A 27,000-nucleotide genomic window follows, 5' to 3' on the forward strand; every position below is an offset into this window, starting at 1 on the left:
GGCCTGCCGTGCCCTGGTGGTTACTTCTTCTTTTTCGGGGCGATGACCATAATAAGCTGGCGTCCTTCCATCTTAGGATGCTGTTCGACCGAACCGTACTCGAGCAGGTCACCTTCAACCCGCTTGAGGAGTTCCATCCCCAGCTCCTGGTGGGCCATCTCACGACCGCGGAATCTCAAGGAAACCTTGGCCCTGTCCCCATCACTCAGGAAACGTACCAGGTTGCGCAGTTTTACCTGGTAATCCCCTTCCTCCGTCCCTGGACGAAACTTGATTTCTTTAACCTGCACTTGCTTCTGGTTTTTCTTCGCAGCAGCAATTTGCTTTTTCTTTTCGAAAATCGACTTGCCGTAGTCCATCACCCGGCAGACGGGTGGCACTGCATCGGCGGAAATCTCCACCAGATCCAGTTTGGCTTCTTCGGCAATCCGAAGCGCTTCATCAATCGAGACGATGCCAATCTGCTCGCCATCAGCGCCAATTAACCGAACCTCGCGTGCCGAGATATTCTCGTTGATCGGGGCCTTCGGTGCAGCTCGTTTATCTTGTCTCATTTCACGCTTAATAGTAATTACTCCGAATCTGGGCGACCACGCCGGGAAACCGCTTGCGCGAGGAACTCGGCGAACTGGGCGACGGGCATCGAGCCCAGGTCAGCACCTTCACGAGTACGCACAGCGACAGTCTGCATCTCGACTTCCCGATCTCCGATAACCAAAAGATAGGGAACCTTGAGCAAAGTATGCTCGCGGATTTTAAAGCCGATCTTTTCATTTCTCAAGTCGGACTTGGCACGAAATCCGCTTTCGGCCAGAGTTTTTTCGACTTCGAGGGCAAAATCAGCCTGCTTGTCCGTGATATTCATGATCACGGCCTGGGTTGGCGCCAGCCAAGCAGGGAACGCACCCTCGTAGTGCTCGATCAGAATCCCGACGAAACGCTCGAAGGAGCCGAGGATCGCCCGGTGCAGCATGACCGGGTGCTTACGGCTGTTGTCTTCGGACACGTATTCGGCGCCCAAACGGATCGGCAGGTTGAAATCGAGCTGCAGGGTACCACACTGCCACACACGACCGAGACAGTCCTTGAGCGAAAATTCGATTTTCGGACCGTAGAAGGCGCCTTCGCCCGGCTGCAGGTCGTACGGCAGGCCGGCGCTGTCGAGCGCGGCAGCCAGTGCGCTTTCGGCGCGATCCCACAATTCGTCGGAACCCACGCGCTTTTCAGGGCGGGTGGACAGCTTCATTTCGATGTCTTTGAAGCCGAAGTCGGCGTAGACATCCATGGTCAGCTTGATAAACGCCGCGGATTCAGCCTGCATCTGCTCTTCGGTGCAGAAGATGTGGGCGTCGTCCTGGGTGAAAGCCCGCACGCGCATGATGCCGTGCAGCGCACCCGACGGCTCGTTACGGTGGCAGGCACCGAACTCGGCCAGGCGCATCGGCAGCTCGCGGTAGCTCTTCAGGCCCTGGTTGAACACCTGTACGTGGCACGGGCAGTTCATCGGCTTGATGGCGTAGTCGCGGCTTTCCGACTGGGTGGTGAACATGTTTTCGGCGTAGTTGGCCCAGTGCCCGGATTTCTCCCACAGGGAGCGATCGACCACTTGCGGGGTCTTGATCTCCAGGTAGCCGTTGTCACGCTGCACCTTGCGCATGTACTGCTCGAGCACCTGGTACAGGGTCCAGCCGTTCGGGTGCCAGAACACCATGCCCGGCGCTTCTTCCTGGGTATGGAACAGGCCCAAGCGCTTGCCGATCTTGCGATGGTCGCGTTTTTCCGCTTCTTCGATGCGCAGGACGTAAGCAGCCAGTTGCTTCTTGTCGGCCCAGGCCGTGCCGTAGACGCGCTGCAGCTGTTCGTTCTTGGCATCACCACGCCAGTAGGCGCCGGACAGCTTGGTCAGCTTGAAGGATTTCAGGAAGCGGGTGTTCGGCACGTGCGGACCACGGCACATGTCGACGTATTCTTCGTGATAGTACAGACCCATGGCCTGTTCATTCGGCATGTCTTCGACCAGGCGCAGCTTGTAGTCTTCGCCGCGCTGGGTGAACACGTCGATGACTTCGGCGCGCGGCGTGACCTTCTTGATCACGTCGTAGTCTTTTTCGATCAGCAGTTGCATGCGCTGCTCGATCGCGGCCAGGTCGTCCGGGGTGAACGGACGCTCGTAGGCGATATCGTAGTAAAAGCCTTCATCGATGACCGGACCGATGACCATTTTCGCCGTCGGGTACAGCTGCTTGACCGCGTGGCCAACCAGGTGCGCGCAAGAGTGGCGAATGATCTCCAGCCCCTCTTCGTCCTTGGGCGTGATGATTTGCAGGGTCGCGTCGCTGTCGATCAGGTCGCAGGCGTCGACCAGTTTGCCGTTGACCTTGCCGGCCACGGTGGCCTTGGCCAGGCCGGCGCCAATGGAAGCGGCGACCTCGGCTACGGAAACCGGATGGTCGAACGAACGTTGACTGCCGTCGGGAAGAGTAATAGTGGGCATGGCGCCTCCTCTCCTAGTGGTGACCCCTACCAAAGGTCACGTGGGTTGGGATGAGCAGCCAGTACGCGATTCGTCCAGCCGTTTAATGAAAAACGCCTGCCGCACAGTGGCAGGAGCCGTAAGGCCAACCGGAAGCGAACCAGAGTGACTGGAGTTCAAAAAAAGGGTTGATGGCTCGGTATCGAGCGCGAGACACGACTGCAATACCAAAAATAACCAAGTCTGGGATGCTAGCACAGATGAACGGTCATCGCCTCGTTCACAAACTGCTAAAGTCGCGGGGTTTTGTGTCAGGGCTGAACTTGCTCCACGCTCTCACCCTCAAATACCTAGAATGCAGCACCGTATCCACCCGTCTCCAAGGAGTACCCGAACATGCGTCTGATCCACCTTTTCGCCTTTGCCGCCCCGCTCGCCCTGCTGTTGCCACTGAGCGCGCAGGCCGCCTGGCCGGCCGGTAACGCCAAAGCCAGCTACATGAAAGACTGCGTTGATGCGGCCAGCCAGAGCGTCAACCCGACCGTGGCCCAGCAGCACTGCGCCTGCGGCGCCGATGTCCTGGGGACAAAATTCACCCCCCAGGAAATCACCCAACTGATGAATTCCAAGACCATGCCGCCAGCTGACCTGCGCGAACGCGCCTTGAAAGAAATCGCCGTCTGCAAGGTGCAGAAGTAACCCGCAGCCACGGGGCTTTTGGGCTTCAACCCGGGTGAAAAACAGCGGAAAAAGTGATTTTTATCAATATTTACGCAGCTTTTATGGGTTTTTTTAGGGGCTGTCGTTTTCAGTGAAAGCCTTTAAAACCGGGGCCTCCAGCCAATAAAATGGCCAAACAAAGGGCAACGGATGGGCAATCCGTTGCCGGGGGGGGCTCCCAAGTCGAACATTTCGACTATGATAGCCCAGTGTGCCCAGTTGGCCTGAGCAGCACAGTACTACTGAAAATATATGTTTCTTGGAGATACACCATGTCTAATCGCCAAACCGGCACCGTAAAATGGTTCAACGATGAAAAAGGCTTCGGCTTCATCACTCCTCAAGGTGGCGGTGACGACCTGTTCGTACACTTCAAAGCTATCGAAAGCGACGGTTTCAAAAGCCTGAAAGAAGGCCAGACCGTTTCCTTCGTGGCTGAGAAAGGCCAAAAGGGTATGCAAGCTGCACAGGTTCGTCCGGAGTAAGTTTCCGCGAACTGAAAAAACCCCGTCCATGCGACGGGGTTTTTTATGGGCGCTACAAAAGCCCGGCAGCCTTAACCGCAGTTGGCGCGAATGATTTTGCCGCTGCTGTCGGTGTTGAGATTCAGACGGTCCGAACGGTACTCCAGGGTCACCATGTCGTTAGGGCCGAGGACCCGTGCGCTCTGCGCGCCGCTACGGGTACGAGCCTGTTGCAGCAGCGCGGCCGTGGCCGTCTGGCCGATGGTGAAATCAGCGCCTTTGGCTTCACAACGATCGTAAGTGATCTGGGCGCCCGAGTCCTTGGCAGACTCTTTAGCCGCGGATGACTCGGAGGTGGAGCAACCCGCCAGTACCGACAGGGCGAACAGCGTCCCCAGGGATGCAAGCTTCCAAGGCATGAAGCCTCCTTCAAATAAAATAAGTAGAGTGCGTGCGACCGCGATTTGCACCATTGGTTGCACGCAAGGTGTCAGATCATCCGATTCCGACAGCCGCCGCTGACAAGTCTGCCTGAGCTGTCGGACGACTTCTGCGGGGAATCGTGACTGAATATGAACGAGCGCTGCCGCTCAGTAGATATCGATGTAATCGAACGGCGGGTTGGGCCAGTTCTGCTTCAAGGCATTGTACACCTGCATGACCCAGACCTCATCGGCGGCCGCGACCTTGCCGACGTAGCCGGAGCCCGCCGCCCAGGTTTCCAGGCGGAACAGCAGGTCGTCGATCTGCGCACCGCCGACAACCCCCGAGGAGATATAGGCCATACCCGAGCGCGTTACGCGCAGCTGGGTATGCACCTCGTCACTGGCCGCCGCGAGCATCTGGCGCACGGCGTCCTGGGTCAGGTTGTCGGGGTTGTTCAGATCGATTTGCATGTAGTCACTTAAGGCGTGCCAGACGCTCTGTCAGCAAGTTGAAGAAGCCTTGGGCATCGCCATTCTCGACCCAGAACACGTTCTTGGGCTGTTTCAGGCCGTCGTACCAGTCGACGATGGTCTGGCCGAAGGTCGGGCCTTCACGGCTGTCGATCACCAGGTTGACCTGACGTCCGCTGAACAGCTCGGGTTTGAGCAGATAGGCGATAACGGTGGCGTCGTGTACCGGGCCGCCAGGAATACCGTAGTGTTCCATGTCGCCCTTGACGTATTCGTTGAGGATATCACTGACCACCTTGCTGGCGTTGTTGTTCAGTGCCGCGATTTGCTTCAGGCGCTCGTCGCTGGTGAGGATCTTGTGGGTCACGTCCAGGGGCAGGTAGGTCAGCTTGACGCCACTCTTGAGTACCACTTCGGCGGCCTGGGGATCGGCGAACATATTGAATTCGGCGACCGGGGTGATATTGCCGCCGTTGAAGTGCGCACCGCCCATGACCACCACTTCCTTGATGCCCTGGGTGATCTCGGGGTCCTGGATCAAGGCCAGGGCCAGGTTGGTTTCTGGCCCGAGCATGGCCAGGGTGATGCTGTGGGGCTTGGCCGCGCGCAGGGTCTCGATCAGGTAGTTGACCGCGTTGCCCTTGGCCAGGGGCGCCTTGGGTTCATGCACGGCAACCCCGGAGATGCCTTCCTTGCCGTGGATATTCTCGGCATAGATCGGCGTGCGCATCAGCGGCTTGGGCGCACCGGCGTAGACCGGCACGTCTTCGCGCCCCGCCCACTCGCGGGCCAGGCGGGCATTACGCGAGGTCTTGTCCAGGCGCACATTACCGGCCACGGTGGTCAGCGCACGGATATGCAGCTCTTCCGGCGAGGCCAGGGCGAACAGCAGTGCCACCACATCATCGGCCCCCGGGTCGGTGTCGATGATCAGGTCGATCTTTTCCGCCGCCTGGGCGCCTGTAGCCGTGAGAAAGGACAAAATCAGCAGACTCCGAAACCAGCGTTGCAAGATCTGAGCATAGCGTTGCATAGCGCACTCCTTGTGCGAGAAAGAACAGTTAGAACGTAACGCCGGCCACCAGCACGACATTGCAGTAAGGCTGGCATTCACCGGTGCGGATCACAGCCCTGGCCTTGCGGTTGAGCACTTTGAATTCTTCATGGCTGAGCAACCGGCGCTGCCCCATGGCGCCCTCGGCGTTCAGCGCGTCGAGGTGTTCCAGCGCCGGTGGGCGCTTGAGCAGGATTTCCTCGGCCAGCACATGGCTCTCCACCTGCATTTCGCTGAGTATCGTGCGCAGGGTGCTGACGAAATCGGGGATGCCGTGGGTCAGGGCCAGGTCGATCAGTTCCACACCCGGCGGGACCGGCAGGCCGGCGTCACCGATCACCACCATGTCGCCGTGGCCAAGGGAAGCGATCAGGCGCGACAGGGCAATATTGAGCAAAGGTGTTTTTTTCATGGCGATTTGAAACCTTGTACGTCGGACAAGTGGGGAATGGACGGCTGGGCGCCGGCACGGGTGACCGAGAGCGCCGCCGCGACCTGGCCGAAGCGAATGGCCTCGGCCTCGCTTTGCCCTTGGGCCAGTGCCGCCGCAAAGCCGCCGACAAAGGTGTCGCCGGCCGCCGTGGTATCGAGGGCCTTGACCTTCGGCGCCGGGAAATGCGCAAAGCCCTGGCCGTCGGCGAACAACGAACCCTGGGCACCGAGGGTGACGATCACCTTCCCTGCCCCGGCGGCCATCAGTTGGGTCGCGGCCGCCTGGGCACTCGCCAGGGAGTCCACCGGCAGGCCGCTCAGGGCCGAAGCCTCGCTTTCATTGGGAATCAGGTAGTCGATGGACGCGTACCAGTCGGCCGGCAGCGGCGCACTGGCCGGTGCCGGATTGAGGATCACGATCTTGCCCAGTTCGCGCCCACGCTTGAGCGTGTAGCCGACGGTTTCCATCGGCACTTCCAGTTGGCAGATGATCACATCCGCCTCCTGCAGCACCGCGTCAAACCCCTTGAGCACCTCCGGGGAGAGACAACCGTTGCCCCCGGCGACAATCACAATAGCGTTCTGGCTGTTGTCATCGACAACGATCAGCGCGACGCCACTGGACACACCCGGCGCCACGGTAACGGCCTGGCAATCGATCCCCTCCGCCAACAACGCATCGCGCAGTTGCGGACCATAGGCATCGTCACCCACGCAGCCGATCATCGACACCGTGGCCCCCAACCGCGCGGCCGCCACGGCCTGGTTCGCGCCCTTGCCGCCGGACACCGTGGCGAACGACTGGCCCACCAGGGTCTCCCCGGCCCGCGGCAAGCGCTCGGCACGGGTGACCAGGTCCATATTGAGGCTGCCCACCACCACTACTTTTGCTTGCATACATCAGTACCCATCAATTCGATTCAGCGGTATTGCGCAAACACACCCGGCACCGCGGCCGTCGATTCGCGCAGGACAATACTGGGTGTCACGATCCGCCGGTCAACCGCCAGCAGCGGCGTGGCGATCCGGTTCAAGAGCATTTCGGCCGCCGTTTCCCCCAATTGGAGAATCGACTGGCCGACCGTGGTCAGCGCCGGGTAGACATAACGGCTCATCTGGATATCGTCGAAACCGATCACCGACAGCTCGCTGGGCACGCGGATATTGCGTTCCGCCGCCGCTCGCAACACGCCGATGCCGAGCATGTCGTTGCCGGCGAAGATCGCGCTGGGCCGGTCCTGCTCCAGGAGCACGGCCGCCGCCTGATAACCGCCGGTGCTGGTGAAATCGCTTTCCACCACCCAACGCTCGGGCACTTGCACGGACGCCTGTTCGAGGGCGCGCCGATAACCGGCCAGACGCATCTGCGCCACGCTGGTATCGGCCGGGCCACCGATAAAGGCAATCGCCCGATGACCCAGTTCCAGCAGGTGCCGGGTCGCGAGATAAGCGCCCTCTTCGTGGTCGATACGCACCAGGTCGACTTCGACCCCGGCAATGCCCCGGTCGACAATGACCATGGGCGTGCGTACCGCCGCCAAGCCGCCGGCAAAGCTGTCATCGCCGCCGGTGGAGGTGACGATCAAACCGTCGACCCGTTTCTCCAGCAGCACCCGCAGGTAGCTGCGCTGCTTGTCCGGGTCGTCATCGGAGTTGCAGAGGATCACGCAGTAGTTGTTGCGCTCACAGTAATCCTCGATGCCCCGCGCCAGCTCGGCGAAGTACGGGTTGAGGCTGTTGGGCACCAGCAGGCCGATGGTCGCGGTGGTCTTGGCTTTCAACGAGCGCGCCACGGCGCTGGGCACATAGTCGAGCTGGGCAATCGCCGCTTCGACCTTGAGCCGCACCTGCTCGCTCACCGGCCGCGTCTTGTTCAGCACATGGGACACCGTGGTGTAGGAGATCCCGGCCAATGCGGCCACATCCTTGATGGTAGCCATGCCTCAGGTCCGCCGACGGGCGCGTTGGCTGCGGTAGGTATCGAGTACCACCGCGATCACGATTACCGCACCGGTGATGATGCGTTTGGTCGGCTCGGTGGCACCGATCTGCGCCAGCCCCGCCGCCAGCACCGAGATGATCAGTACGCCGAAGAAGGTGCTGATCACCGAACCACGGCCGCCCATCAGGCTGGTGCCGCCGATCACCACGGCGGCAATCACTTGCAGCTCCAGGCCGGAACCGGCATTCGGGTCCGCCGCTTCCAGGCGCGAGATCTGGAACAGCGCGGCGACACCGGCGAGCAGGCCCATCAGGCTGAACACCAGGATCTTGTAGGGCTTGGGATTGATCCCCGCCAGGCGCACGGCTTCCTCGTTGGTACCGATGCCGATCAGGTAACGGCCGAACACGGTCCGCGTCAGCACCAGTTGGGCAACGACAATCACCAGCAAGGCAATGATGAACGACGGCGAAATACCAAAGGCCACCGGATTCGACAGCCAGGCGAACGAGTCGCCGATATAGGCGGTGCGCGAGCCGGTCATCTGGTAGGCCAAACCACGGGCCATTTCCAGCACGCCGAGGGACACGATAAACGACGGAATGCGCCAGGCCACGGTGATCGAACCGGTCACGGTGCCGGCCAACGCCGCGCACCCCATTCCCAGCACGGAAGCCGGCAACACGCCCCAGCCCCAACCGAGGATCGCCACGCTGACCGCCGAAGCCGCCAGGGCCAGGACCGAGCCCACCGACAGGTCGATGCCGCCGATGATCAGCACGAAGGTCATGCCCACCGCCAGCACCATCAGGTCGGGAATCTGGTTGGCCAGGGTGCTGAAGGTGTCATAGGAGAGGAAATGACTGCTCAGGCTGGAAAACAGGATGATCATGGCGAGCAACGCGCCCGCCAGGCCCAGGTAGGTGCCCAGGCCATAGAAGTGACGCGAGGTCTTGCCGGCAGAAGGTGCATTTTTCATAGGGTATTCCTGGGCGCCGCTTCATTGAGCAACGCATCACGTTTTTGGTAGCCGGCGAACGCGGCGGCAAGCAACTCATCCTGGGTCCAGCTCTCACGCTCGAAGGTCTCGATCAGGCGTCCGGCCGAGAGCACGCCGATGCGGTCGCAGATCAGCATCAGTTCGCGCAGGTCGCTGGACACCACCACCAGGGCCTTGCCCTGGCGGGTCAGTTCGCCCAACAAGGCATAGATATCGAACTTGGCGCCGACGTCGATCCCGCGGGTCGGTTCATCGAACAGCAGCACCGCGCAGTCGCGCTCCAGCCAGCGGCCGATCACCACCTTCTGCTGGTTGCCGCCGGACAGCTCGGACACCAGTTGATCCGGGCTGGAACTGCGAATGCGCATGGCATCGATCTGACGCCGTGCCAGCGCCGTCTCGTCACGGCCGTTGACCACGCCACCGCTGGAAATCGCCGGCATATTGCCCAGGGCGATATTGGCGCTGATGGATTGCGTCAGCAGCAGTCCCTCACCCTTGCGGTCTTCAGTGATCAAAGCGATGCCATGACGCACCGCGTCGACCGGCGAACGAATGTCCGCGACCTGCGCCGAGGCGCCCAGGCCCACCGTGCCGCTGTCGGCGATATCCGCGCCGTAGATCAGCCGCAGCAGCTCGGTACGACCGGCACCGATCAGGCCGGAAATCCCGAAGATCTCACCGGCGCGCACCTCGAAGGAAACGTCGATCACCTTGTCCGCACGGCTCAGGCCCTTGACGGTCAGGGCCGGCGCGCCAATCTTGCGCACGCCCATGTCCATATGTTCGCCCAGCTCGCGGCCGACCATCAGGTTGACCAGTTGCTCGCTGTTGTAATTGGCCATCGGCTCGACACAGACCAGGTTGCCGTCGCGTAACACCGCAATGCGCTGGGCGACCCGGGCCAGTTCTTCGAGCCGGTGGGAGATATAGATGATCGCCACGCCACGGGCTTGCAGGCGGGTGATCTGGTCGAACAGCATTTCGACTTCGCGGGCCGTGAGCATCGCGGTCGGCTCGTCGAGAATCAGCACATGGCAATCGCCGATCAGGTTACGGGCAATTTCCACCATCTGCTGGTGACCGATGCCCAACTCGCCCACCAGGGTGTCCGGGTCGATGGCATCCAGGCCGACCTGGGCCATGGCTTCAATGGCGGCGCTGCGCAACTGCTTGCGACTGATCCAGCCACCGTGGCTGGGCAGGTTGTCGAGAAACAGGTTTTCCGCCACGGACAATGTCGGCAGCAGATTGAGTTCCTGCATGACCATGCGGATACCCAGCTCTTCAGCCTGGGTCCGGCTGCCCGGGGTATAGGCGCGACCGTTGAACAGCATCTGCCCGGTGGTCGGTGTGACCAGCCCGCCGATGATCTTCGACAGCGTGCTTTTACCGGCACCGTTTTCACCGGTCAGCGCCAACACTTCGCCGCGCAGCAACGTCAGGTCGATGTTGCTGAGGACAGGTTGCGCATAGGTCTTGCCGATACCGCTGACCGACAGGACAGCGTTCGGAGCGGAAGATGACATAGGGAGTCTCCATGCGCCCGCTCAGGACGAGCGGGCACGTTGAACGGCGAGAGGTTTACTTCTTCAGTACCAGCTCGACCGGGGTTTCGATCACGCCGTCCTTGCTGTCGACTTTTTCGCCCTTGATGATTTTCAGTGCGGTTTCGATGCCGAACACCGCCTGGCGGGCAGCGAACTGGTCGGCGGTGGCGAGCACACGACCGTCCTGGAGCATCGGTTTGATGGCGTTGATATTGTCATAACCGACCACCTGCACCTTGCCGGCCTTGCCCGCCGAACGGACGGCGGAGACCGCGCCCAGGGCCATACTGTCGTTGCCGGCCAGCAGCGCCTTGAGGTTCGGGTATTCGTTGAGCATCGCCGAGGCCACTGCGTTGCCCTTGTCGATTTCCCAATCGCCGGACTGCACGGAGACGATCTTCATGTCCGCGGCTTTCATCGCATCGGTGAAACCGGCGGTACGCATCTGGGCGTTGGTGGTGGTGGACACCCCTTCGATGATGCCGACTTCGTCACCGGCTTTCAGTTGCTTGGCCAGGTACTCGCCGACCAGGCGCGCGCCCTTGCGGTTGTCAGGCCCTACGAACGGCACTTCGATGCCTTTGCTTTTCAGCACGCCGGCGTCGAGCTGGTTGTCGATGTTGATGACGACGATCCCGGCATCCTTGGCTTTCTTGATCACCGAGACCATGGCCTTGGAGTCGGCCGGGGCGATCACGATGGCGTTGACCTTGGAGACGATCATCTGGTTGACGATGTCGATCTGCGCGGTGGTGTCGGTTTCGTTCTTGATGCCGTTGGAGATCAGGTCGAAATCGGCGGTGTGGGCTTTCTGGTAATCCTTGGCGCCGTCTTCCATGGTGCGGAAGAACTCGTTGGCGAGGGATTTCATCACCAGGCCGACTTTGGGTTTGGCGGCGGCGTCGGCAGCGAAGGCCTGGGACAGCGGCAGGGTAGCGGAGGCGGCAGCAAGTACGGCGACAGCAAGAAGGCGTCCAGCGAATGGCAACTTCATGGGTTTACTCCGGATCTTATGATTGTTGTGAGCAACGCCAGGAGCGTGACGGGAAATGCGTGTGCACAGCCCTGGAAACGGTTCGCGCAAACGTTTGCGTAATCCAACTATGGGAATATTGCGAGGATTTGTCAACGGTCTGTCACAGCATAGTCGCCCATCTTACAAACAACGCATCCTCGACGGGGTCGGGCGAGGATTTCCCTGGCGGTGGCCCCCAGCTTTCACCGTCATACTGCGCATCCCACTGTAAAACCTAATAATTTCTTGATTGGCGTGCACCAAATCGCAAAAAGCGTTGTCAGAAGCACCTCATCATTCCCTGACAGTTGCGAAATGGCTTACAGTTAAATACTGTATGCACGTACAGCTAATTAAGGATTGTTCCGTGGCCAACTCAACTTCCGCCTCCGCAACCCCCAGCACCTACGAACGCATGGGCCTGCGCGTCCAGAAAATCATCAACTCGCCGAACGCGCAAAAAGCCAAGGCCGCCCTGCTCTTTCGGCTGCCGGACGAACCGGTGGACGAGTGGGAGCAACTGCTCGAGGAAATTGCCGAGAACGACAACGTCACGCTGGCCTACCGCGACGACGGTGGCGTGCAGATTTTCTGGGTTGTGCCGAAGGAAGACTGAACCAATGATTGTCCGCTTTATCGCTTTGCTGTGTTTTTTCTGTGTTTTACCGGCCCAGGCCGAGGCACCCCGCACCTTTGCCGAAGCCAAGAAGGTCGCCTGGAAGCTCTACGCGCGGCAGTCCACGGAGTTTTATTGTGGCTGCAAGTACAACGGCAACCGGGTCGACCTCGCGGCCTGCGGCTATGTACCACGCAAGAATGCCAAGCGGGCTGAACGCATCGAGTGGGAACATATTGTCCCGGCCTGGCAGATCGGCCATCAGCGCCAGTGCTGGCAACAGGGCGGACGCAAGAACTGCAGCCAGAACGACGCGACCTACAAAAAGGCCGAGGCCGATCTGCACAACCTGGTGCCGAGCATCGGCGAGGTCAACGGCGACCGCAGCAACTTCAGCTTCGGCTGGTTGCCGGTGCAAAAGGGCCAGTACGGTTCCTGTCTGACCCAGGTCGACTTCAAGGCCAAGAAGGTCATGCCACGCCCGTCGATTCGCGGGATGATCGCGCGGACCTATTTCTACATGAGCAAGCAGTACGGCCTGCGCCTGTCGAGGCAGGACCGTCAGCTGTACGAAGCCTGGAACAAGACCTACCCGGTCCAGGCCTGGGAACGCCAACGCAACCAGAGCGTGGCCTGCGTCATGGGCCACGGCAACGGCTTTGTCGGGCCTGTGAACCTCAAGGCCTGCGGCTAAGCCCTCTTGAGAACACGATCACTGTGGGAGCGGTGCTCGCCCGCGAAGCTTTTAGCGTTCCCACGGGCCTCTTCGCGAGCAAGCTCAGCTCCCACAGGGACCGCGACAAGCCCTGCTACAGGCTCAGTAGCCCGGCGCCGGCGCAGCGGTATTGGGTGCTGAGCTGTCGGCGGGCGCCTTGTGCTCCACCACCTCGGAATCCATGTTCTGCTTGTCGGCCAGTTGCGCCTTTTTCTGCTCGGCAATTTCCTTGCTCGCGAACGGCCCGGCAATGACCTTGCCGTCATCGAGGATCTTGAACGGATAACCGTGTTCGATCAGCCACGCCGTCCAATCGGTGAGGGCCTTGGTCTTGTCATCCTTGATCAACAGATCCCAACCGCCGACCACCGGCGGCGCCGCCACGACCACCGGCGAAGCCACTTTCGTCGGCTCAACCTTGTTTCCCGAGCCATCACCACAACCGCCCAGCACCACGAGTGCCATCATCACTGCTATTCTGCGCACAAAGCGTCTCCCGTAATGATCAGTTAATGTGATTTTATCACCTTGCAGCCTGTCTTAACCTCGTTCCACTGGCTGTGGCGGTCTTATCAGGCTGAATTACCGACGATTTTCCGACTCTGGGGAATTAAATAGAATGAAATGACGTCTGTAATGAGCCACCCGTTCGAATGCACTTAGCGGTATTCTGTGTGTAAGACCTAAGCCAGGAATGCCTGAGAAAGGCACCTTAGTAACATTCAAGGAGAAAGACATGCTGATACTCACCCGCAAAGTCGGTGAAAGCATCAACATCGGTGACAACATCACGATCACGATTCTGGGCGTTAGCGGCCAGCAAGTCCGGGTGGGCATCAACGCTCCCAAAGACGTTGCCGTGCACCGTGAAGAGATTTACCAGCGCATCCAGGCCGGCCTGTCTGCCGGAGACAAAGAACCAAAGTAACAAGCCCGCTCCCTCGTCAGCCCTGCCATTGGCCGCGGCTGACGAAAGCTCCCCCCTCTCCTCGCTACTGGCTCAACCTCCCCCGTTTTCTCAACTGCCCAGGATCAGACCGCCCGCCGGCAACGGCAGCGCCGTCTTGTAGCGCACCTGCTTGAGGGCAAAACTGGAGCGGATGTTCGCCACCCCCGGCACCTTGGTCAGAAAATCCATCATGAAGCGCTCCAGCGCCTGGATCGTCGGCACCAGCACGCGGATCAGATAGTCCGGGTCCCCGGCCATCAGGTAGCACTCCATCACTTCCGGCCGATCGGCAATCGCCGCCTCGAAATGCTGCAACGCCTCTTCCACCTGTTTTTCCAGGCTGACATGGATAAACACGTTGACGTGCAGGCCGAGCAATTCCGGATCGAGCAAGGTCACCTGCTCGCGAATCAGCCCCAGTTCCTCCATGGCCTTGACCCGGTTGAAGCAAGGCGTGGGCGACAGGTTGACCGAACGGGCGAGGTCGGCGTTGGTGATGCGGGCATTCTCCTGAAGGCTGTTGAGAATCCCGATATCGGTGCGATCCAGTTTGCGCATGAGATAAAAACACCTGCTTTTTATGGTTATGCAGATTTTTTATCTGCAAATCGTCTTGAGCGCAACGAAACAGAGAGAAATATTCTCCCACGACCGGCCTATGATTGTTGTAGGACAAGATTTCCCTTACCCAGGGGATGACTGCCAGCTCGCGCGCCCACTACAAGAAATTCACAAGATAGAGCGTAGAAAGCCATGAACCCAGCGTACGCACCGCTGCGCCTGCACGTTCCTGAACCCTCAGGCCGTCCGGGTTGCAAGACCGACTTCAGTTACCTGCGCCTGACCGATGCCGGCCAGGTCCGCAAACCCCCTATCGACGTCGAACCCGCCGACACCGCCGATTTGGCCAAAGGCCTGATCCGCGTGCTCGACGACCAGGGCCAGGCCCTTGGCCCCTGGGCCGAAGGCGTGCCGGTGGCGATCCTGCGCCAGGGCATGCGCGCCATGCTCAAGACCCGGATCTTCGACACGCGCATGGTGGTTGCCCAGCGCCAGAAAAAAATGTCGTTCTACATGCAGAGCCTCGGCGAGGAGGCCATCGGCAGCGCCCAGGCCCTGGCTTTGAACCTCGACGACATGTGCTTCCCCACCTACCGCCAGCAGAGCATCCTGATGGCCCGGGACGTACCGCTGGTGGACATGATCTGCCAGCTGCTGTCCAACGAGCGCGATCCGCTCAAGGGCCGGCAACTGCCGATCATGTACTCGGTGCGTGACCATGGTTTCTTCACCATTTCCGGCAACCTGGCCACCCAGTTCGTCCAGGCCGTCGGCTGGGGCATGGCGTCGGCGATCAAGGGCGATACCAAGATTGCTTCCGCCTGGATCGGCGACGGCGCCACCGCCGAGTCGGACTTCCACACCGCCCTGACCTTCGCCCACGTCTACCGCGCCCCGGTAATCCTCAACGTGGTCAACAACCAGTGGGCGATCTCCACCTTCCAGGCCATCGCCGGCGGTGAAGCCACCACCTTCGCCGGGCGTGGCGTGGGCTGCGGCATCGCTTCGCTGCGGGTCGACGGCAACGACTTCATCGCCGTCTACGCGGCCTCCGTCTGGGCCGCCGAACGGGCCCGGCGCAACCTCGGGCCGACCCTGATCGAGTGGGTCACCTACCGCGCCGGCCCGCACTCCACCTCCGACGATCCGTCCAAGTACCGTCCCGCCGACGACTGGAGCCACTTCCCCCTGGGCGACCCGATCCTGCGCCTCAAGCAGCATCTGATTGCCATCGGCCAATGGTCCGAGGAAGAGCACGCCGCCGTCAGCGCCGAACTGGAAGCCGAGATCATTGCCGCGCAGAAGGAAGCCGAACGCTTCGGCACCCTGGCCGGCGGGCAGATGCCCAGCGCCGCGACCATCTTCGAGGACGTCTACAAGGACATGCCCGAGCACTTGCGCCGGCAGCGTCAGGAATTGGGGTTATAAGCCATGAACGATCACAGCAAACTGCAAACGGAGAACGCCGTGGCCACCAGCACCATGACCATGATCCAGGCCCTGCGCTCGGCCATGGATGTGATGCTCGAGCGCGACGACAACGTGGTGGTGTTCGGCCAGGACGTAGGCTACTTCGGCGGTGTGTTCCGCTGCACAGAAGGCCTGCAGGGCAAGTACGGCACCTCGCGGGTGTTTGACGCGCCGATCTCGGAAAGCGGCATTGTCGGCGTCGCCGTCGGCATGGGCGCCTATGGCCTGCGCCCGGTGGCGGAAATCCAGTTCGCCGACTATTTCTACCCCGCCTCCGACCAGATCGTCTCGGAAGCCGCGCGGATACGCTATCGCTCCGCCGGCGAGTTCACCGTACCGATGACCCTGCGCATGCCCTGCGGCGGCGGCATCTATGGCGGCCAGACCCACAGCCAGAGCCCGGAAGCGATGTTCACCCAGGTCTGCGGCCTGCGCACGGTGATGCCGTCCAACCCCTATGACGCCAAGGGCCTGCTGATCGCCGCTATCGAGAACGATGACCCGGTGATCTTTCTTGAGCCCAAGCGCCTGTACAACGGTCCGTTCGACGGCCATCACGAGCGTCCGGTAACGCCGTGGTCCAAGCACCCGGCCAGTGCCGTGCCCGAGGGCTACTACACCGTGCCGCTGGACTGCGCGGCGATTGTCCGCCCCGGCAGCGAAGTGACCATTCTCACCTACGGCACCACCGTCTATGTGGCCCAGGCCGCCGCCGAGGAAACCGGGGTCGACGCCGAAGTCATCGACCTGCGCAGCCTCTGGCCGCTGGACCTGGAAACCATCGTCAATTCCGTGAAGAAAACCCGTCGTTGTGTCGTCGTCCACGAAGCCACCCGCACCTGCGGCTTCGGTGCCGAGCTGATCGCCCTGGTCCAGGAGCATTGCTTCCATTACCTGGAAGCGCCGATCGAGCGCGTCACCGGCTGGGACACGCCTTACCCCCACGCACAGGAATGGGCTTATTTCCCAGGTCCGGTACGGGTCGGTGCGGCCTTGAAACGGGTCATGGAGGTCTGAATGGGTACTCATATCATCAAGATGCCGGACATTGGCGAAGGCATCGCAGAAGTCGAACTGTCCCAGTGGCACGTGCAGGTCGGTGACCTGGTGGTCGAAGACCAGGTGCTGGCGGATGTCATGACCGACAAGGCCATGGTCGATATTCCCTCGCCTGTCCACGGCAAGGTCATTGCCCTGGGCGGTGTGCCCGGTGAAGTCATGGCGGTCGGCAGCGTGCTGATCAGCATCGAAGTGGAAGGCGCCGGCAACCTGCGCGAAGGCACTGAAGCGCCTGCGCCGAAAGCAGCACCTGTGGCCATCGTGGAAAAGCCGGTTGCCGAAGCTGAAGCGCCGAGCAAGCCCGTCGCCAAACCGGCGCCAACCAGCGCCGCAGCGCCTCGCCCGGCCCCGGTGGCCCGTGCCGCCGATGAACGTCCGCTGGCCTCCCCGGCCGTGCGCAAACGCGCCTGGGATGCCGGGATCGAATTGCGTTTTGTCCACGGCAGCGGCCCGGCCGGGCGCATCCTGCACGACGACCTCGACGCTTACCTGGCCCAGAGCGAGCAACCGGCCCCGGCCGTTGCCAGCTATGCCAGGCGCACCGACGAACAGCAGATCCCGGTGATCGGCCTGCGCCGCAAGATCGCCCAGCGCATGCAGGATGCCAAGCGCCGCGCCGCCCACTTCAGCTATGTCGAGGAAGTGGATGTCACCGCCCTCGAAGAGCTGCGCGTCCACCTGAATCACAAGTACGGCGACAGCCGCGGCAAGCTGACCCTGCTGCCCTTCCTGGTGCGGGCGATGGTCGTGGCCCTGCGGGACTTCCCGCAGATCAACGTGCGTTATGACGACGAAGCCCAGGTCATCACCCGCCATGGCGCGGTGCATGTCGGGGTCGCCGCGCAGACCGACGGCGGCCTGATGGTGCCGGTGGTGCGCCACGCCGAGAGCCTCAACCTATGGGGCACCGCGGACGAGATCAACCGCCTGGCCCAGGCGGCCCGGAGCGGCAAGGCCAGTCGCGATGAAATGTCCGGTTCGACCATCACCCTGACCAGCCTCGGGGCATTGGGCGGGATTGTCAGCACACCGGTGCTGAACCTGCCGGAAGTGGCCATTGTCGGGGTCAACCGCATTGTCGAGCGGCCCGTGGTCATCAAGGGCCAGATCGTCATCCGCAAGATGATGAACCTGTCCAGTTCCTTCGATCACCGGGTGGTCGACGGCATGGACGCGGCCCAATTCATCCAGGCCATTCGCGGCTTGCTCGAACAACCCGCCAGCCTGTTTGTGGAGTGATCATGCAACAGACCCAAAACACCACCCTGTTGATCATCGGCGGCGGCCCCGGCGGTTATGTCGCGGCCATTCGTGCCGGCCAGCTGGGCATTCCCACCGTGCTGGTGGAAGGCCAGGCGCTGGGCGGCACCTGCCTGAACGTCGGCTGCATTCCGTCCAAGGCGCTGATCCATGTCGCCGAGCAGTTCCATACCACCCAGCGCTACAGTGGCGACACTTCGCCGCTGGGGATCAAGGTGTCGGCACCAACCCTGGATATCGGCAAGAGCGTCGAATGGAAGGACGGGATTGTCGACCGCCTGACCAGCGGCGTCGCGGCATTGCTGAAGAAGAATGGCGTCAAGGTGATCCATGGCTGGGCCAAGGTGATCGACGGCAAGCATGTCGAGGTCGATGGCTTGCGTATCCAGTGCGAACACCTGCTGCTGGCCAGCGGTTCGCAGACGGTGAACCTGCCGATGCTGCCGATTGGCGGGGCGATTATTTCGTCTACCGAAGCGCTGGCTCCGACCTCGATACCCAAGCGCCTGACCGTGGTCGGCGCCGGCTATATCGGCCTGGAGCTGGGGATTGCCTACCGCAAGCTGGGGGCCGAGGTGACGGTCGTGGAAGCTCGCGACCGCATCCTGCCGACCTATGACCGTGAACTGACCCAGCCGGTGGCCGAGTCGATCAAGGCCCTGGGTATTACCGTGCATCTGGGGCATAGCGTCGAAGGTTTCGATGCGACGTCAAACACCCTGTCGGTGCGCGATCCCCAAGGGGAAACCCTGCAACTGGTGACCGACCAGGTGCTGGTAGCCGTGGGACGCAAACCGCGTACCCAGGGCTGGAACCTTGAAGCCCTGGCACTGGAGATGAACGGCGCGGCGATCAAGATCGACAACCGTTGCCAGACCAGCATGCGCAATGTCTGGGCCATCGGCGACCTGACCGGCGAACCGATGCTCGCACACCGGGCCATGGCCCAGGGCGAGATGGTCGCCGAGGTGATTGCCGGCCAGCATCGCGAGTTCAATCCGACGGCGATTGCGGCGGTGTGCTTTACCGATCCGGAGTTGGTGGTGGTCGGTAAGACGCCGGATGAAGCCAAGGCCGCCGGGCTGGATTGCCTGGTGTCGAGCTTCCCGTTTGCGGCCAATGGTCGGGCCATGACCCTGGAATCGAAAAGCGGTTTCGTACGGGTGGTGGCGCGGCGTGACAATCATCTGATTGTCGGCTGGCAGGCGGTGGGTGCCGGGGTTTCGGAACTGGCGGCGGCGTTCGGGCAGTCCCTGGAAATGGGGGCCTGTCTGGAAGATATCGCCGGGACCATCCATGCCCATCCGACCTTGGGTGAAGCGGTGCAGGAAGCAGCGCTGCGGGCGTTGGGGCATGCGTTGCACCTCTAAACACCGCTGATCCATGGGCTGAACACGGACACTGTGGGAGCGGAGCTTGCCCGCGAATCTCGAGAACACGCGGAGTATCAGATACACCGCGTTATCGTTCTTCGCGGGCAAGCTCCGCTCCCACAAAAACGAGTCCAACACTCCCTAAGTGTTAATCCCGATACCCCGGCGCTACCCGATCCAGCAACCGCAACATCGCCGCCCACGCCAACCCCATGGCATCCGGGTCGCTCAACTGCCCCTCCTCCAGCGGCCGGCCCGGGTCATTGAACTGTCGCTCGGTATGGGCGCACACCGCGTCCGACGGTAACACCAACTCCCCACACGCCTGGGCCGCAATCTGGATCTCGCAGGCCTTCTCCAGGTAATACATGCGGAAAAACGCCTGGGCCACGCTCTCGCCCACCGTCAGCAAACCATGGTTGCGCAACAGCATCACCGACTTGTCCCCCAGGTCCTGCACCAACCGCGCCTGCTCATCCAGATCCAGCGCCACGCCCTCATAGTCGTGATAAGCCGTGCGCCCGAAGAACTCCATGGAAATCTGGTTGACCGGCAACAACCCGCACTTGAGCGCCGCCACCGCGCAACCCGCGCGGGTATGAGTGTGCAACACACACTGCGCATCCTCGCGCGCACCATGAATCGCACTGTGAATCACAAACCCGGCCGGGTTCACCGGATACGGCGAGTCCTCCACCGCCCGCCCATCCAGACCAATCTTCACCAGACTCGACGCAGTGATTTCCTCGAACATCAGCCCATAGGGGTTGATCAGGAAATGATGATCAGGCCCCGGCAAGCGCAGGGAGATATGGGTGAAGATCAGGTCGGTCATGCGAAAGTGCGCGATCAACCGGTAACAGGCCGCCAGTTGCTCGCGCAATTGACGCTCGATGGCCGCCGGCGCGGCGGCGGTGTGCAGAAGGTCGTTCAAGCGGATCACTCCCTCAGGCAGAATGGATCGAATCAGGCAGCCGGCACGCTCAAAGGCGCCCGGCTGCCGCTACTTTACTTGCTTGCCCAGGCATTGAAACGTTCTTCAAGCTCCTCGCCGTGATCGTTCCAGAATGCCACGTTCATCGACAACGCGCCCTTGAGGTTCTGCGGTGCCGTCGGCACCCACTTCGCCAGGCTCGGATCCAGCCGCGCGGCCGCCTCGGTATTGGTCGGGCCGTAGGGAATCTGCCGCACATAGTTGACCTGGGCATCGGCCTGGTTGGCAAAAGCAATAAAACGCTTGGCCTGGTCGACGTGTTTCGAGCCCTTGATGATCGCCCAGTAATCCATGCCATACAGGCTCTGCGGCCAGACCAGCGCCAGATGGCTGCCCTGCTGCGCGGCGGCGGCCACGCGTCCGCTGTAGGTCGAAGTCATGACCACATCGCCGGCCATCAGCCACTGCGCCGGCTGGGCGCCCGCCTCCCACCACTGGATGTAGGGCTTGAGCTGGTCGAGCTTGGCAAAGGCCCGGTCGACCCCTTTGGGCGTGCTCAACACCGTATACACGTCCTCGGCCTTCACCCCGTCCGCCATCAGCGCGAACTCCAGGTTGTACACCGCGCGCTTGCGCAGGCCGCGCTTGCCGGGAAAGGTCTTCACATCCCAGAAGTCGGCCCAGGAAGTCGGCGGCCGCGCCACCTTGTCGGTGTCGTAGGCGATGGCGACGCTCCACACCAACGCCGCCGAGCCGCACTCCTGGGCGGCGTCGGGGATCAGTTGGTCGGCATGGCCGATCTGCTTCCAATCGAGGCGTTCATACATGCCCTCGTCACACCCGCGCATCAAATCCGGTCCTTCGATCTGCACCACATCCCAGTCCACGCTGCCGGTGTCGACCATGACCTTGATCTTGGCCATTTCACCGTTGTATTCGCTCTGGATCAGCTTGCTGCCGTCCTTGGTGCTGAAAGGCTGGAAGAACGCCGTGTCCTGGGCTTTCTGCCCGGCGCCGCCATAGCCGACCACCACCATGTCCTGGCCGGCCTGGGCACTGCCCATGGCCAGCGTCAGGAGCAAGGGATAAAAACCGTACTTGCGGGTGTTCGATTTCATCGATGAGTCCTCGTGCGGTATCGCCCGGGTCCGAAGCACCTGGCGATCCATTTTTTTGTTGTATGAGGTACGCCCGGTCAGCAGGCGTGATTTGAAGCTAACCCAAGGCAAAGTAAAAAAACAAGTTGATTTTTTACTACAGGTAAATTTTCATGGAACAATAATAACAACCGCCCGCGTTCGATCCCGGGCCGCCTGGAGCCTTGCCATGTCGACGTCGCCGCACGCCTTTCATCATTTGTTCGAACCCTTGCAGCTGCGTGGCAAGCGCCTGAAGAACCGCATCATGTCCAGCGGACACGACACCTCCATGCCCACCGACAACCTGGTCAACGAACAGTTGATCGCCTATCACCGGGCCCGCGCCGAGGGCGGTGTCGGCCTGATCGTGTTGCAGGTGGCGGGGGTTCACGACAGTGCGCGTTATACCTCCCATGTGCTGATGGCCACCGACGATGCCTGCATCGGCGGCTATCGGCGGCTGGCCGAGACCTGTCATGCCCACGGCACCCTGGTGCTGTCGCAGATCTTCCATCCGGGCCGGGAAATCATGGAGTCCAGCGACGGCCTGCTGGCGGTCGCCTACTCGGCGTCCTGCGTGCCCAACGAGCGCTTCCGGGTCATGCCGCGGGCGCTGGACCAGGCGATGATCGACGAGATCGTCGGCGGTTACGCGGCGGCGGCGCGGCGCTTGCACCAGGCCGGGATCGACGGCGTGGAAGTGGTCGCCAGTCACGGTTACCTGCCGGCGCAGTTCATCAACCCACGGGTCAATCGCCGCACCGACGGCTACAACGGTGAGCTGGAACAGCGCCTGCGTTTCCTTCGAGAAGTGATCGCCGCCGTGCGCGCGGCCACTGACGAGCAGTTCATCATCGGCCTGCGGATTTCCGCCGACGAGCGCGATGCCGAAGGCCTGACCGAGGACGAGTCCCTGGCCGCCGTGGTGCAACTGCAAGGCGAACTGGACTATGTGCATATCGTCGCCGGGACCTCGGCATCCCTCGGTGGCGCGATCCATATCGTCCCGCCGATGGCCATCGAAGCCGCCTATCTGGCGAAGGAAGCCGGCACCTTCAAGGCCAGTCTGTCGATTCCGCTGTTCGTCACCGGGCGGATCAACCAGCCCCAGGAAGCCGAGTTGATCCTGTCCCGTGGCCAGGCCGATGTCTGCGGCATGACCCGGGCGCTGATCTGCGACCCACAGATGCCGAACAAGACCGATAGCGGCCATAGCGAAGATATTCGCGCCTGTATTGCCTGCAACCAGGCCTGTATCGGACATTTCCACAAGGGCCTGCCGATCAGCTGTATCCAGCACCCGGAAACCGGGCGCGAATTGCAGTACGGGCAGTTGATTGCTACGGCCAAGCGCAAGCGCGTGATGATTGCCGGTGGCGGCCCAGCCGGGATGAAAGCCGCGGCCGTGGCGGCGCAGCGTGGACATGAGGTGACGCTGTACGAGGCCAGTTCGCAGCTGGGCGGCCAGGTGTTGCTGGCGCAATTGCTGCCACGGCGCAGCGAGTTCGGCGGCGCCAGCACCAACCTGCAACGGGAAATGGAACTGGCCGGGGTGCGGGTGGTGCGCAATACCCGGGTCGACCGGGCGCTGGTGGAACGCGAGCAGCCGGATCTGGTGATTGTCGCCACCGGTGCCGAACCTTACTGGCCGGCCTTTGAGCGCGGAGGTGAATTGCAGGTGGTGGATGCCTGGCAGGTGCTGCGTGACGAAGTGAAGATCGGCCGCTCGGTGGTGGTGGTCGACTGGCGTTGCGACTGGATCGGGCCGGGCATCGCAGAGCGTCTGGTGCGGGCCGGGCATCAGGTGCGACTGGCGGTCAACGGCACCCATTGCGGCGAGAGCCTGCCGCTGTATGTACGCGATCAACTGGCCGGCGAGCTGCATCGCCTGGGCATTCCCATCACGCCGTATGCCCGGCTCTATGGCTGCGACGACAGCACTGTGTACCTGCAACATACCGCCAGCGGTGAGCCGATGTTGTTCGAAGAGGTCGACACCCTGGTGCTGTGCCAGGGGCATCAACCGGTCGATACCCTGGGTGATGAATTGCAGGGCTTGGTGGAGTTCCGCCGGATCGGCGACTGCCTGGCGCCGCGCACGGTGGAGGAAGCGATCTATGAAGGGCTGAAGGTCGCCTGGGAGATCTGACAGTCACATCCTCAGCACTCGCCAAGTGCCTTATACTGCGGCCCTTTCAAGGATTGGAGCAGGCCATGAGCAACGCCCCAACGCCCGCCGGTGACAGCGCCGCCGCGGGCCCGCAGTTTCTCGGCACGCGCATTCGCGGCCTGCGCAAACGGCGTGGCATGACCCTGACCGAACTGGCGACCCAGGCCGAACTCACCGCCGGTTATATCAGCCAGCTGGAGCGCAACCTCGCCTACCCGTCGATCCCGGCCCTGTTCAATATCGCCCGCAGCCTGGGCGTGACCATCCAGTGGTTCTTCGCCAGCGAAGCCATCACCGCCCCCGAAGACAACGGCTACGTGGTGCGCAAGAACAGCCGCCTGAGCGTGCACTACGAAGACGGCATCGTCGACCAACTGCTGACCCCGCAACCCAACCGCCAGCTGGAAATGCTCCATTCGCGCTTCCCCCCGGGCACCTACAGCCAGCAAAGCTACAGCCATGAAGGCGAGGAAGCCGGCTACCTGCTGTCCGGGATTTTCGAGCTGTGGGTCGGTGAGCGTCATTTCCAACTGGTCGAGGGTGACAGCTTCAGCTTCTCCAGCCAGGAACCGCACCGCTATGGCAACCCCGGCGAGGTCGACGCCGTGGTCATCTGGGTCATCACCCCGCCCACGTTCTAACCCCACAAGGTCCCGTCATGAGCACCGAACAAGCCGCCCCGGCGCTGAAGGAAATCTTCAACAGCGAACGCCTGCAGCATATCGCCCACGAAATGCGCGCGGTGTACCCCGACTTCGACAGCGCCGGCTTTATCAGCCGCACTCATGAGGGCCTGGACGAGCTGTCGATCATGCAGCGTCTGGCGCGGGTCAGCGAAAGCCTGCACGCGGTGCTGCCCCTGAGCTACAAGCAGTCCCTCAAGCTGCTGCACCAGCTCGCCCCGCGCCTGAACAGCGCCTTTGTCAGCATGTGCCTGCCGCACTATGTGGCGAGTTACGGGGCCAAGGATTTCGAACTGTCGATGGACGCGCTGAAGTACTTCACCGCCTTCGGCTCCTCGGAGTTCGCCATACGGCATTTTCTGCTCAACGATTTCGAACGCACCCTGGCGGTGATGAAAACCTGGTCCCGGGACCCCAACGAACATGTTCGCCGTCTTGCCAGCGAAGGCTCGCGACCGCGCCTGCCATGGTCCTTCCGGCTGGCCAGGATCCAGGCCGACCCAAGCCTCGCCGCCGACATACTCGACACGCTCAAAGCCGACGACAGCCTCTACGTGCGCAAATCGGTAGCCAACCACCTCAACGACATCACCAAGGAACATCCCGACTGGGTGCTGGAACTGATCGAAGGCTGGTCGCTGGACGACCCGCGCACCGCCTGGATTGCCCGTCACGCCCTGCGCAGCTTGATCAAACAGGGCAACCCGCGCGCCCTTACGCTGATGGGCGCCGGTGCCAAGGCCCAGGTCGAGGTGCTGGACTTGAAGGTCGCGCCCGCCGTGATCCGCCTCGGCGACAGCGTCACCCTCTCCTTCACCCTGGCCTCTAGCGCTACCGCCAGCCAGAAGCTGGTGATCGACTACGCTATCGACTACGTGAAGGCCTCGGGCGCCACCTCGAGCAAGGTTTTCAAGCTCAAGACCCTGCACCTGGCCGCCGGCGCCAGTGAAACCCTGAGCCGCCGCCAGCACATCCGCGAACTGACTACCCGCAAGCACTACAGCGGTCATCACGCCGTGCATTTGCTGGTCAATGGCGAGCGCCTGGGCAGCAGTGGTTTCGATATTCTCGAATAAGCCCCACCGAAGCTGGGCGCCCCGCGCCAAGCCCAGTAGAATCGCGACCTCATTTTTTCCAGGGCCCCGCCATGACCGCTCACCAGACTCCGCCCGCCGCCGAGCCCCAGGCCAGCGAACTGATCCTCGGCCTCGAGGACCGCCCCCGCCTGCTGATCGGCCTTCTGGCAGCGCTGCAACATCTGTTGGCGATCATCGTGCCCATCGTCACCCCCGGCCTGCTGATCTGCCAGGCCCTGGGCGTGTCGGCGCGGGACACCAACCTGATCGTCTCGATGTCCCTGGTGATCTCCGGTATCGCCACCTTCGTCCAGTGCCGCCGCTTCGGCCCCTTCGGCGCCGGGCTGTTGATCGTCCAGGGCACCAGCTTCAACTTCGTCGGCCCGCTGATTGCCGGCGGCGCGCTGATGGTCAAGCAAGGCACGCCGGTGGAAGCGGTGATGGCGGCGATCTTCGGCGTGGTCATCGCCGGTTCCTTTGTCGAGATGGGCATCTCGCGGATCCTGCCCTTCGTCAAACGCATGATCACCCCGCTGGTGACCGGCATCGTCGTGCTGATGATCGGCCTGACCCTGATCAAGGTCGGCCTGATCAGCATGGGTGGTGGTTTCAGCGCCATGGCCAACGGCACCTTCGCCAACGGCGAGAACCTGCTGCTGTCCGGCGTGGTGCTGACGATCATCGTGGTCCTCAACCGCATCCCGCTGGTGTGGATGCGCAGCTGCGCCATCGTTATCGCCCTGGCGGTCGGCTATGCCCTGGCCGGCTACCTGGGTCGGCTGAACTTCACCGGCATGCACGAGGCCGCGCTGTTCCAGATCCCCACGCCGCTGCATTTCGGCCTGGATTTCTCCTGGGCGCTGTTCATTCCGATGCTGGTGATCTACCTGGTGACCTCCCTGGAAGCCATCGGTGACGTCACCGCCACCAGCAAGGTGTCGCGCCAGCCGGTGGAAGGCCCGCTGTGGATGCAACGGATCAAGGGCGGCGTGCTGGTCAACGGCGCCAACTCTTTGCTCGCGGGGCTGTTCAACACCTTTCCCAGCTCGATCTTCGCCCAGAACAACGGGGTGATTCAGTTGACCGGCATCGCCAGCCGGCATATCGGCAAATGGATCGCCCTGATGCTGGTGCTGCTCGGCCTGTTCCCCTCGGTGGCCGGGGCGATCCAGGCGGTGCCCGAGCCGGTGCTCGGTGGCGCGGCCATGGTGATGTTCGGCACGGTGACGGCCTCGGGCATCAATATCCTCGCCAGCATCCACCTGGACCGCCGCGCGCTGCTGATCATCGCCGTGTCCCTGGCCCTGGGCCTTGGCGTCTCCCAGGTACCGGAATTCCTCGCCCATATGCCGGCGGCGCTGCGTAACGTGCTGGAGTCCGGGGTGGCCACCGGTGGCATCTGTGCGCTGCTGCTGAACTGGTTCCTGCCAGAAGCACAAAAAGCCTGAT

At 62.0% G+C, this 27,000-nt stretch carries 28 protein-coding genes; 13 read left to right on the top strand and 15 right to left on the bottom strand.

Going from position 1 to position 27,000, the window contains the following annotated elements:
- Positions 1–20: 20 nt before the first annotated feature.
- Together infC and thrS are read right to left on the bottom strand one after the other, a co-directional pair.
- Entirely contained in the window at positions 21–572 is a 552-nt protein-coding gene (gene infC / locus M5B42_RS22560; protein WP_177103717.1) for a translation initiation factor IF-3, read from the bottom strand.
- On the bottom strand, positions 572–2,494 hold the full coding sequence (thrS, locus tag M5B42_RS22565; protein WP_103496465.1) for a threonine--tRNA ligase: 1,923 nt from the start codon (positions 2,492–2,494) through the stop codon (positions 572–574). The genes infC and thrS overlap by 1 nt, the downstream gene beginning before the upstream one ends.
- Positions 2,495–2,869: 375 nt before the next feature.
- Here thrS and M5B42_RS22570 point away from each other — a divergent pair, with 375 nt between their 5' ends.
- Complete coding sequence (locus M5B42_RS22570) at positions 2,870–3,172, top strand: hypothetical protein (protein WP_248747074.1); 303 nt, start codon at positions 2,870–2,872, stop codon at positions 3,170–3,172.
- Positions 3,173–3,465: 293 nt separating this feature from the next.
- Entirely contained in the window at positions 3,466–3,678 is a 213-nt protein-coding gene (locus M5B42_RS22575) for a cold-shock protein (protein WP_003179963.1), read from the top strand.
- A gap of 71 nt (positions 3,679–3,749) precedes the next feature.
- Here the strand turns inward: M5B42_RS22575 and M5B42_RS22580 are convergent, their stop codons facing one another.
- The 9 genes from M5B42_RS22580 to M5B42_RS22620 form a co-directional block, all read right to left on the bottom strand.
- Complete coding sequence (locus M5B42_RS22580) at positions 3,750–4,076, bottom strand: I78 family peptidase inhibitor (protein ID WP_103496463.1); 327 nt, start codon at positions 4,074–4,076, stop codon at positions 3,750–3,752.
- A 171-nt stretch (positions 4,077–4,247) separates the two neighbouring features.
- Positions 4,248–4,553 (bottom strand): hypothetical protein, encoded by a 306-nt coding sequence (locus M5B42_RS22585; RefSeq protein ID WP_103496462.1) that lies wholly within the window; start codon positions 4,551–4,553, stop codon positions 4,248–4,250.
- Between the two features lie 4 nt (positions 4,554–4,557).
- Positions 4,558–5,586, bottom strand: a complete 1,029-nt coding sequence (locus M5B42_RS22590) for a nucleoside hydrolase (protein WP_103496461.1) — start codon at positions 5,584–5,586, stop codon at positions 4,558–4,560.
- 28 nt (positions 5,587–5,614) lie between these two features.
- Positions 5,615–6,019 carry a D-ribose pyranase gene (rbsD, locus tag M5B42_RS22595; protein WP_103496460.1) on the bottom strand — a complete coding sequence of 135 codons (405 nt, stop codon included), beginning with the start codon at positions 6,017–6,019 and terminating at the stop codon, positions 5,615–5,617.
- A complete protein-coding gene (gene rbsK, locus M5B42_RS22600) occupies positions 6,016–6,936 on the bottom strand; it encodes a ribokinase (RefSeq protein WP_248747075.1) in 921 nt (306 codons plus the stop codon). The genes rbsD and rbsK overlap by 4 nt, the downstream gene beginning before the upstream one ends.
- Before the next feature lie 23 nt (positions 6,937–6,959).
- Positions 6,960–7,979: a LacI family DNA-binding transcriptional regulator gene (locus tag M5B42_RS22605; protein WP_248747076.1), complete on the bottom strand. Its 1,020-nt coding sequence runs from the start codon at positions 7,977–7,979 to the stop codon at positions 6,960–6,962.
- Positions 7,980–7,982: 3 nt separating this feature from the next.
- Positions 7,983–8,960 (bottom strand): ABC transporter permease, encoded by a 978-nt coding sequence (locus tag M5B42_RS22610; protein WP_177103639.1) that lies wholly within the window; start codon positions 8,958–8,960, stop codon positions 7,983–7,985.
- Positions 8,957–10,510: a sugar ABC transporter ATP-binding protein gene (locus M5B42_RS22615; RefSeq protein WP_103496456.1), complete on the bottom strand. Its 1,554-nt coding sequence runs from the start codon at positions 10,508–10,510 to the stop codon at positions 8,957–8,959. The genes M5B42_RS22610 and M5B42_RS22615 overlap by 4 nt, the downstream gene beginning before the upstream one ends.
- 55 nt (positions 10,511–10,565) lie before the next feature.
- Complete coding sequence (locus tag M5B42_RS22620) at positions 10,566–11,525, bottom strand: sugar ABC transporter substrate-binding protein (RefSeq protein ID WP_152739917.1); 960 nt, start codon at positions 11,523–11,525, stop codon at positions 10,566–10,568.
- A 358-nt stretch (positions 11,526–11,883) separates the two neighbouring features.
- Here M5B42_RS22620 and M5B42_RS22625 point away from each other — a divergent pair, with 358 nt between their 5' ends.
- Complete coding sequence (locus M5B42_RS22625; protein WP_100940163.1) at positions 11,884–12,162, top strand: DUF1654 domain-containing protein; 279 nt, start codon at positions 11,884–11,886, stop codon at positions 12,160–12,162.
- A gap of 4 nt (positions 12,163–12,166) precedes the next feature.
- Positions 12,167–12,856, top strand: a complete 690-nt coding sequence (locus M5B42_RS22630; RefSeq protein WP_103496454.1) for an endonuclease I family protein — start codon at positions 12,167–12,169, stop codon at positions 12,854–12,856.
- A gap of 123 nt (positions 12,857–12,979) precedes the next feature.
- On the opposite strand, the gene M5B42_RS22635 is transcribed toward M5B42_RS22630, so the two are convergent.
- A complete protein-coding gene (locus M5B42_RS22635) occupies positions 12,980–13,363 on the bottom strand; it encodes a hypothetical protein (protein ID WP_247263383.1) in 384 nt (127 codons plus the stop codon).
- A 250-nt stretch (positions 13,364–13,613) separates the two neighbouring features.
- On the opposite strand from M5B42_RS22635, the gene csrA reads away from it, so the two are divergent.
- Positions 13,614–13,805: a carbon storage regulator CsrA gene (gene csrA / locus M5B42_RS22640; RefSeq protein WP_100940160.1), complete on the top strand. Its 192-nt coding sequence runs from the start codon at positions 13,614–13,616 to the stop codon at positions 13,803–13,805.
- A gap of 90 nt (positions 13,806–13,895) precedes the next feature.
- On the opposite strand, the gene bkdR is transcribed toward csrA, so the two are convergent.
- Positions 13,896–14,384, bottom strand: coding sequence for a Bkd operon transcriptional regulator BkdR (gene bkdR / locus M5B42_RS22645; RefSeq protein WP_103496452.1), 489 nt, complete (start codon positions 14,382–14,384; stop codon positions 13,896–13,898).
- A 195-nt stretch (positions 14,385–14,579) separates the two neighbouring features.
- Between bkdR and M5B42_RS22650 the strand changes: the two genes are divergently transcribed.
- Genes M5B42_RS22650 through lpdA form a run of 4 tightly spaced genes read left to right on the top strand, consistent with a single transcriptional unit; the run spans position 14,580 to position 19,546 of the window.
- Positions 14,580–15,815: a 3-methyl-2-oxobutanoate dehydrogenase (2-methylpropanoyl-transferring) subunit alpha gene (locus tag M5B42_RS22650; protein ID WP_103496451.1), complete on the top strand. Its 1,236-nt coding sequence runs from the start codon at positions 14,580–14,582 to the stop codon at positions 15,813–15,815.
- 3 nt (positions 15,816–15,818) lie between these two features.
- Positions 15,819–16,874, top strand: coding sequence for an alpha-ketoacid dehydrogenase subunit beta (locus M5B42_RS22655; protein WP_100940157.1), 1,056 nt, complete (start codon positions 15,819–15,821; stop codon positions 16,872–16,874).
- A complete protein-coding gene (locus M5B42_RS22660) occupies positions 16,875–18,155 on the top strand; it encodes a dihydrolipoamide acetyltransferase family protein (protein ID WP_248747077.1) in 1,281 nt (426 codons plus the stop codon). It begins immediately after the preceding gene.
- A 2-nt stretch (positions 18,156–18,157) separates the two neighbouring features.
- Positions 18,158–19,546, top strand: coding sequence for a dihydrolipoyl dehydrogenase (gene lpdA / locus M5B42_RS22665; protein WP_177103643.1), 1,389 nt, complete (start codon positions 18,158–18,160; stop codon positions 19,544–19,546).
- Between the two features lie 151 nt (positions 19,547–19,697).
- Here lpdA and M5B42_RS22670 read toward each other — a convergent pair whose 3' ends face one another.
- Together M5B42_RS22670 and M5B42_RS22675 are read right to left on the bottom strand one after the other, a co-directional pair.
- Positions 19,698–20,483, bottom strand: a complete 786-nt coding sequence (locus M5B42_RS22670; RefSeq protein WP_103495563.1) for a class II aldolase/adducin family protein — start codon at positions 20,481–20,483, stop codon at positions 19,698–19,700.
- 74 nt (positions 20,484–20,557) lie between these two features.
- Complete coding sequence (locus tag M5B42_RS22675; protein ID WP_248747078.1) at positions 20,558–21,601, bottom strand: ABC transporter substrate-binding protein; 1,044 nt, start codon at positions 21,599–21,601, stop codon at positions 20,558–20,560.
- Between the two features lie 208 nt (positions 21,602–21,809).
- On the opposite strand from M5B42_RS22675, the gene M5B42_RS22680 reads away from it, so the two are divergent.
- The 4 genes from M5B42_RS22680 (at position 21,810) to M5B42_RS22695 (ending at position 26,999) form a co-directional block, all read left to right on the top strand.
- Positions 21,810–23,771: an FAD-dependent oxidoreductase gene (locus M5B42_RS22680; RefSeq protein ID WP_248747079.1), complete on the top strand. Its 1,962-nt coding sequence runs from the start codon at positions 21,810–21,812 to the stop codon at positions 23,769–23,771.
- A gap of 65 nt (positions 23,772–23,836) precedes the next feature.
- Complete coding sequence (locus tag M5B42_RS22685) at positions 23,837–24,433, top strand: cupin domain-containing protein (RefSeq protein WP_177103647.1); 597 nt, start codon at positions 23,837–23,839, stop codon at positions 24,431–24,433.
- Between the two features lie 17 nt (positions 24,434–24,450).
- Complete coding sequence (locus M5B42_RS22690; RefSeq protein WP_177103649.1) at positions 24,451–25,551, top strand: DNA alkylation repair protein; 1,101 nt, start codon at positions 24,451–24,453, stop codon at positions 25,549–25,551.
- Between the two features lie 71 nt (positions 25,552–25,622).
- The gene (locus M5B42_RS22695) at positions 25,623–26,999 is read left to right on the top strand and encodes a nucleobase:cation symporter-2 family protein (RefSeq protein WP_248747080.1); all 1,377 of its coding nucleotides are present in this window, start codon (positions 25,623–25,625) and stop codon (positions 26,997–26,999) included.
- Position 27,000: the final 1 nt, after the last annotated feature.

Source organism: Pseudomonas sp. MWU12-2037, assembly GCF_023242345.1.
Taxonomy (GTDB): Bacteria; Pseudomonadota; Gammaproteobacteria; order Pseudomonadales; family Pseudomonadaceae; genus Aquipseudomonas; species Aquipseudomonas gingeri_D.

Bases quoted from the DNA above. Each gene is read 5' to 3' on its own strand.
- M5B42_RS22575 (WP_003179963.1), top strand. From the start codon at position 3,466: ATGTCTAATCGCCAAACCGGCACCGTAAAATGGTTCAACGATGAAAAA.
- M5B42_RS22570 (WP_248747074.1), top strand. From the start codon at position 2,870: ATGCGTCTGATCCACCTTTTCGCCTTTGCCGCCCCGCTCGCCCTGCTG.
- M5B42_RS22610 (WP_177103639.1), bottom strand. From the start codon at position 8,960: ATGAAAAATGCACCTTCTGCCGGCAAGACCTCGCGTCACTTCTATGGC.
- M5B42_RS22655 (WP_100940157.1), top strand. From the start codon at position 15,819: ATGAACGATCACAGCAAACTGCAAACGGAGAACGCCGTGGCCACCAGC.
- M5B42_RS22650 (WP_103496451.1), top strand. From the start codon at position 14,580: ATGAACCCAGCGTACGCACCGCTGCGCCTGCACGTTCCTGAACCCTCA.
- M5B42_RS22585 (WP_103496462.1), bottom strand. From the start codon at position 4,553: ATGCAAATCGATCTGAACAACCCCGACAACCTGACCCAGGACGCCGTG.
- lpdA (WP_177103643.1), top strand. From the start codon at position 18,158: ATGCAACAGACCCAAAACACCACCCTGTTGATCATCGGCGGCGGCCCC.
- M5B42_RS22625 (WP_100940163.1), top strand. From the start codon at position 11,884: ATGCACGTACAGCTAATTAAGGATTGTTCCGTGGCCAACTCAACTTCC.
- M5B42_RS22675 (WP_248747078.1), bottom strand. From the start codon at position 21,601: ATGAAATCGAACACCCGCAAGTACGGTTTTTATCCCTTGCTCCTGACG.
- csrA (WP_100940160.1), top strand. From the start codon at position 13,614: ATGCTGATACTCACCCGCAAAGTCGGTGAAAGCATCAACATCGGTGAC.
- bkdR (WP_103496452.1), bottom strand. From the start codon at position 14,384: ATGCGCAAACTGGATCGCACCGATATCGGGATTCTCAACAGCCTTCAG.
- M5B42_RS22580 (WP_103496463.1), bottom strand. From the start codon at position 4,076: ATGCCTTGGAAGCTTGCATCCCTGGGGACGCTGTTCGCCCTGTCGGTA.
- M5B42_RS22680 (WP_248747079.1), top strand. From the start codon at position 21,810: ATGTCGACGTCGCCGCACGCCTTTCATCATTTGTTCGAACCCTTGCAG.
- M5B42_RS22620 (WP_152739917.1), bottom strand. From the start codon at position 11,525: ATGAAGTTGCCATTCGCTGGACGCCTTCTTGCTGTCGCCGTACTTGCT.
- M5B42_RS22605 (WP_248747076.1), bottom strand. From the start codon at position 7,979: ATGGCTACCATCAAGGATGTGGCCGCATTGGCCGGGATCTCCTACACC.
- M5B42_RS22695 (WP_248747080.1), top strand. From the start codon at position 25,623: ATGACCGCTCACCAGACTCCGCCCGCCGCCGAGCCCCAGGCCAGCGAA.
- M5B42_RS22690 (WP_177103649.1), top strand. From the start codon at position 24,451: ATGAGCACCGAACAAGCCGCCCCGGCGCTGAAGGAAATCTTCAACAGC.
- M5B42_RS22590 (WP_103496461.1), bottom strand. From the start codon at position 5,586: ATGCAACGCTATGCTCAGATCTTGCAACGCTGGTTTCGGAGTCTGCTG.
- M5B42_RS22660 (WP_248747077.1), top strand. From the start codon at position 16,875: ATGGGTACTCATATCATCAAGATGCCGGACATTGGCGAAGGCATCGCA.
- M5B42_RS22630 (WP_103496454.1), top strand. From the start codon at position 12,167: ATGATTGTCCGCTTTATCGCTTTGCTGTGTTTTTTCTGTGTTTTACCG.
- rbsD (WP_103496460.1), bottom strand. From the start codon at position 6,019: ATGAAAAAAACACCTTTGCTCAATATTGCCCTGTCGCGCCTGATCGCT.
- rbsK (WP_248747075.1), bottom strand. From the start codon at position 6,936: ATGCAAGCAAAAGTAGTGGTGGTGGGCAGCCTCAATATGGACCTGGTC.
- M5B42_RS22615 (WP_103496456.1), bottom strand. From the start codon at position 10,510: ATGTCATCTTCCGCTCCGAACGCTGTCCTGTCGGTCAGCGGTATCGGC.
- thrS (WP_103496465.1), bottom strand. From the start codon at position 2,494: ATGCCCACTATTACTCTTCCCGACGGCAGTCAACGTTCGTTCGACCAT.
- M5B42_RS22685 (WP_177103647.1), top strand. From the start codon at position 23,837: ATGAGCAACGCCCCAACGCCCGCCGGTGACAGCGCCGCCGCGGGCCCG.